6 protein-coding genes are annotated in these 4,864 nt (G+C 41.8%); 4 read left to right on the top strand and 2 right to left on the bottom strand.

Features of this window, described 5'->3' with window-relative positions; all coding sequences use genetic code 11:
• Positions 1-152 (bottom strand): class I SAM-dependent methyltransferase (locus AC1DPZ_RS21960; RefSeq protein ID WP_477407459.1); only part of this gene is annotated, 152 nt, incomplete at its 3' end.
• Positions 153-366: 214 nt separating this feature from the next.
• On the opposite strand from AC1DPZ_RS21960, the gene AC1DPZ_RS21955 reads away from it, so the two are divergent.
• Positions 367-1,740: a Gfo/Idh/MocA family protein gene (locus tag AC1DPZ_RS21955; RefSeq protein WP_477407457.1), complete on the top strand. Its 1,374-nt coding sequence runs from the start codon at positions 367-369 to the stop codon at positions 1,738-1,740.
• Between the two features lie 35 nt (positions 1,741-1,775).
• Entirely contained in the window at positions 1,776-2,513 is a 738-nt protein-coding gene (locus AC1DPZ_RS21950) for a 3-keto-disaccharide hydrolase (RefSeq protein WP_477407454.1), read from the top strand.
• A gap of 449 nt (positions 2,514-2,962) precedes the next feature.
• On the opposite strand, the gene AC1DPZ_RS21945 is transcribed toward AC1DPZ_RS21950, so the two are convergent.
• Positions 2,963-3,454 carry a VOC family protein gene (locus AC1DPZ_RS21945; protein ID WP_477407452.1) on the bottom strand — a complete coding sequence of 164 codons (492 nt, stop codon included), beginning with the start codon at positions 3,452-3,454 and terminating at the stop codon, positions 2,963-2,965.
• Positions 3,455-3,640: 186 nt separating this feature from the next.
• Here AC1DPZ_RS21945 and yihA point away from each other — a divergent pair, with 186 nt between their 5' ends.
• Entirely contained in the window at positions 3,641-4,264 is a 624-nt protein-coding gene (gene yihA / locus AC1DPZ_RS21940; RefSeq protein ID WP_477407450.1) for a ribosome biogenesis GTP-binding protein YihA/YsxC, read from the top strand.
• 6 nt (positions 4,265-4,270) lie between these two features.
• Positions 4,271-4,864, top strand: a 594-nt coding sequence (locus AC1DPZ_RS21935) for a UbiA-like polyprenyltransferase (RefSeq protein WP_477407448.1), incomplete at its 3' end; no start/stop codon positions are given.

The raw sequence follows: 4,864 nt of genomic DNA, 5'->3' as shown, positions 1-4,864 counted from the left end.
TTTATAGCCTTTTTACGCCAGATGATATCAATCCCTAACGACATAAAATGGTTCAGGAAATCATATGTTTTTGATATATTGTTGAACATATCGGCCACCTGTTCTTTTTTGGTTGCCTGTTGATTGTTATACGGAGTTATGGTTTTGCTCATTTTTTTAAGTGGTGGCAAAGATAGTGATTGTATCACTATTGCGTTTACCTGGATGGATTAAGTTGATCAGCTTGTGTAAATGTTAAGTCAATTCCTTAATTTTAAAAACCAATTCTTTTAAACCAGTTCATAACAGGTCAGCCCTTAAATGGAGCTACCGGGTTTTATAAGTTCTTATAAATAACTAAAGTACATTAAGTTCATTGCCTTATCTATGAAAGAAAAACAAGAATCATCACGCCGGAGTTTTATCAAAAAACTAACTACAACCACTGCAGCCGTCGCTGTTGGCAGCAACCTGTTCGCTTCCGAAAGCACTGTAAGGCCCTTTGCCATCCTGAAAAGAAAATTAGGTTATGAGCTGAATGACCAGATTAACATTGCCCTTATTGGCGCGGGAGGTATGGGTAATAGTGACACCGATACAGCCCTCAAAATTCCAGGTGTAAAACTGGTTGCGGTATGTGATTTATATGATGGCCGCCTTAAGGATGCGAAAGCAAAATGGGGTGCTGATATATTTACCACCCGCGTTTATAAAGAGATCCTGAACCGCAAGGATATTGATGCTGTGATTATAGCCACACCCGACCACTGGCACCAGCAAATTTCTGTTGATGCCATGCACGCCGGTAAACACGTGTACTGCGAAAAACCAATGGTACACGCCATTACTGAGGGCCCCGCCGTAATTAAAGCACAAAAGGAAACCGGTAAAGTTTTCCAGGTGGGCAGCCAGGGCGTATCATCATTAGGTAACGAAAAAGCGCATGAGCTGCTAAAAAGCGGGGCCATTGGCGAGCTTAATTATGCCGAGGGTTTTTGGGCGCGCCGCGAACCACTGGAAGTTTGGCAATACCCCATCCCGGCTGATGCATCGCCACAGACACTGGATTGGGAAACTTACATCAGCAATACCAAAAAACGACCGTTCGACGAGAAACGCTTTTTCCGGTGGAGAAACTATACCGATTATGGTACAGGTATGGCAGGCGATCTTTTTGTGCACCTGTTTTCGAGCCTGCACTTTATAACAGATTCTGTTGGGCCAAATAAGATCTATGCATCGGGCGGGTTACGTTTCTGGAACGATGGCCGCGAGGTACCCGATGTATTGCTGGGTACTTTTGATTATGGCAAAACAAAGGCACATCCGGCCTTCAATCTATCGTTGCGCTGCAACTTTGTTGACGGCACCAGTGGCACCACCTACCTTAAGTTGGTTGGCAGCGAAGGCTCTATGGACATTACCTGGGATAAAGTGACCCTGAAACGGAACAAGACCTTTGCCTCCGACGATCCGTTTTACCTGGATAAACTAAAAAAAGCAGGCAGCGGTTATGCCGAACGTAAAAAAATGCTGCCGCCCGAAGAGATCATCTATGACGCCGACAAAGGCTACATGGGTGGCCCATATGACCATATGAATAACTTCTTTAACGCCATCAGGAACAATGGTAAAGTAACCGAGGATGCCATATTTGGCTATCGCGCTGCCGCCCCTGCCCTGCTATGCAACGATAGTTATTATAATAACAGCCCCATGTTTTGGGATCCCGAAAAAATGCAAACAATCAAAAAAGCTTAAACTAATCAATTGTAAAACATCAGTAAATAAATAACATGCAACAACAATTAAAAAAACTTGGCTTGGTAATGGCCGCAGCGGCTTTAGTTTATGTACAGATATCGGCTATCACGGTAAAAACACCACCCCATACAAAAAAATCACACACCCAAAAAGCCGGGTGGGTAAAACTATTCGATGGTAAAACATTGAATGGCTGGCACGGCTTCAACAAAAAAGGCGAAGTAAAAAACTGGACCATTGTTGACGGGGCATTGGTATGTTTAGGCGCCGCAGAGGGCGATACCGGGGGTGATATTGTTACCAACAAAACCTACACCAATTTTGAACTGGAGTGGGAATGGAAAATTGATAAAGGCAGCAACAGCGGCGTGCTGTATCATGTAATTGAAGACCCCAAATACCACGCTACTTATAATACCGGCCCCGAATACCAGCTTATAGATGATGAAGGCTGGCCCGATAAACTGGAGGAATGGCAAAAAACCGGCTGCGATTATGCCATGTACATACCCAACACGCTTAAAAAAACAGAGCCGGTTGGTAAATGGAACACAAGTAAAATTGTATTCAATAATGGTCATGTAGAGCATTGGCTCAATGGCTCAAAAATAGTAGCCTTTGAAGCCTGGACGGACGAGTGGACCAAGAAAAAAAACGAAGGCAAATGGAAAGAATATCCTGATTATGGAGCCTCCAAAACCGGCTTAATTGCCCTGCAGGATCACGGGCATAAGGCTTATTTCAGGAATATAAAGATAAAGGAGTTGTAACACGATTAAAGGATTTTGCAGGATTGACAGGATTTTTAGATTGTCGCGGCAGATTAGTTTGATATGATTAGGAAACTGATTTTGATATGCTGCCTTGGTTTACGTTAACCGAAACGCCCAATAATGCACCCATAAAAAACTGTTCAGCTCGCTGTAATATTCGACAAAAAGCGCAAAATTTTGCTCTATATTTGAGTGTTAAAAATAACCCTGTTATCTGTAAAGGATAATAGGGTTATTTGGTTAAAAAGGCAAGCTGTTACCAGTCCTCATTTTTATTTAAACATTTATATATCAAAATTTTAAGTACTTTTTAAAGGTTCAAAAGCACGATAATTAGGATGAGTTTGGTATAAGTTTGGTGCACCGAAGGATATGCTAAAGGTATTGTAAAGGTATTGGCAGGGATATCATAAAGGCGAAAATATCAACTTTAAAAAGTTTTACCGTTAGCCCTTAATAGTTGCCAGTAAACCTTCAATATCCAACCTCTTCGTAAACATGATCATATCGCCATTTTCATCAACCGGCCAGTTTTCTTTTGGCCTGTCCCAGTAAAGTTCAACTCCGTTTTGATCGGGATCATTCAGATAGATGGCTTCGGATACGCCGTGGTCAGATGCACCTGTGATAGGATATTTGGCATCTATAAGGCGTTGCAGGATCAAAGCCAGATCCTTACGTTCCGGATAAACAATAGCCGTGTGATACAAGCCCGGAGCATACTCAGGTGCCGGTGAAGCCCCTTTACTATGCCAGGTATTTAAACCTATATGGTGGTGATACCCTCCGGCAGATATAAAAGCAGCCTGATCACCGTACAGCATCATTTTATCAAACCCCAATAAACCGCAGTAAAAATCAAGTGATTTTTGCAGGTCGCTCACCTTTAAATGCACATGGCCAATGCGGGTTTGGGCGGGTATTTTATAATCGTTCATCTTTGTTGTTGTAATATTGTAAAGTTACAAGGTTTTAACATTGACTTTGTTAGCCTTGTGTAAAATATGTTTAAACATCTATTTATAATTTTATTATACTTGCAGTGTATAAACGGCTCAACATTCCAACTTTTCAACCTTACAACATCCCAACAACGTTAAAAACAAAAACCCTACCTTTGCAGCATGATTGTTAAAACGGCCGAATTTATTTGCAGCAATACCCAGATCTCTAAACTACCGCCGCCCATCAAAGCGGAGTATGCATTTATCGGGCGCTCAAACGTGGGCAAATCATCCCTTATTAATATGCTAACGCAAAAAAAGGGATTAGCAAAAACATCGCAAACACCGGGTAAAACCCAGCTCATTAATCATTTTTTTATTAATGACAGCTGGTATATTGTTGATTTACCAGGCTATGGCTATGCCCGTGCATCCAAAACAAATAAAGCCAACTGGAACAAATTTATCCATAGCTACCTGGATAAGCGCGAAAGCCTGCAATGCGTGATGGTGCTGATAGATAGCCGCCTGGAACCACAAAAAATCGACATTGAGTTTTGTAACTGGCTGGGCGAAAAAGGATTGTCGTTCGTGCTGGTTTTCACCAAAGCCGATAAACAATCAAGCGTAAAAACCGACCAGAACATTGCCAAATTTAAAAAAGCCTTAATGGAAACATTTGAGGAATTCCCGCAATACTTTGTAACATCTGCCGAATTACAATTAGGTCGCGACGAGATTTTAGGTTTTATTGATAATATAAATAAGGATTTTGTAGTGCCTCATTTTGAACCAAGAGATTAATTTTAGATGAAAAAATACCTTTCATTAGTAACATTTACGCATACCATATTTGCCATGCCATTTGCCTTTATTGGCTTCTTTTTGGCAGTTACCACTACTAACCACACTTTCGACTGGCGCAAGCTGGTTTTAATGGTGCTCTGTATGATCTTCGCCCGTAATTCGGCTATGGCGTTTAACCGTTATTTAGATAGGGACATTGACGCGCAAAACCCACGCACCAAGCAACGCGATATTCCATCCGGAAGGATCAGCGCACCGGCGGCTTTAACTTTCACCTTAATTAACTGCGGGTTGTTTATAGCAGCTACATTTTTTATTAACCCTTTATGTTTTTACCTATCCCCAATTGCCTTATTTGTAGTAATGGGTTATAGTGCTACCAAGCGCTTCACCGCACTTTGCCATTTGGTTTTAGGTTTAGGTTTATCACTGGCCCCTATTGGAGCTTACCTTGTAGTTACCGGTGCTTTTGCCTTAACGCCTATATTTTTCTCCCTTTCGGTTTTATGCTGGGTGAGCGGGTTTGATATCATATACGCCCTGCAGGACGAGGATTTCGATCGCAGCCAAAATCTTCACTCAATCCCTGCTTATTTG

The sequence above is a fragment of the Mucilaginibacter sp. P4_G9 genome, from assembly GCF_056400985.1.
This window is presented reverse-complemented; position numbering and strand designations above follow the sequence as displayed.

Coding starts and splice junctions, on each gene's coding strand:
- AC1DPZ_RS21945 (WP_477407452.1), bottom strand. CDS start 3,454: ATGAACGATTATAAAATACCCGCCCAAACCCGCATTGGCCATGTGCAT.
- AC1DPZ_RS21955 (WP_477407457.1), top strand. CDS start 367: ATGAAAGAAAAACAAGAATCATCACGCCGGAGTTTTATCAAAAAACTA.
- AC1DPZ_RS21950 (WP_477407454.1), top strand. CDS start 1,776: ATGCAACAACAATTAAAAAAACTTGGCTTGGTAATGGCCGCAGCGGCT.
- yihA (WP_477407450.1), top strand. CDS start 3,641: ATGATTGTTAAAACGGCCGAATTTATTTGCAGCAATACCCAGATCTCT.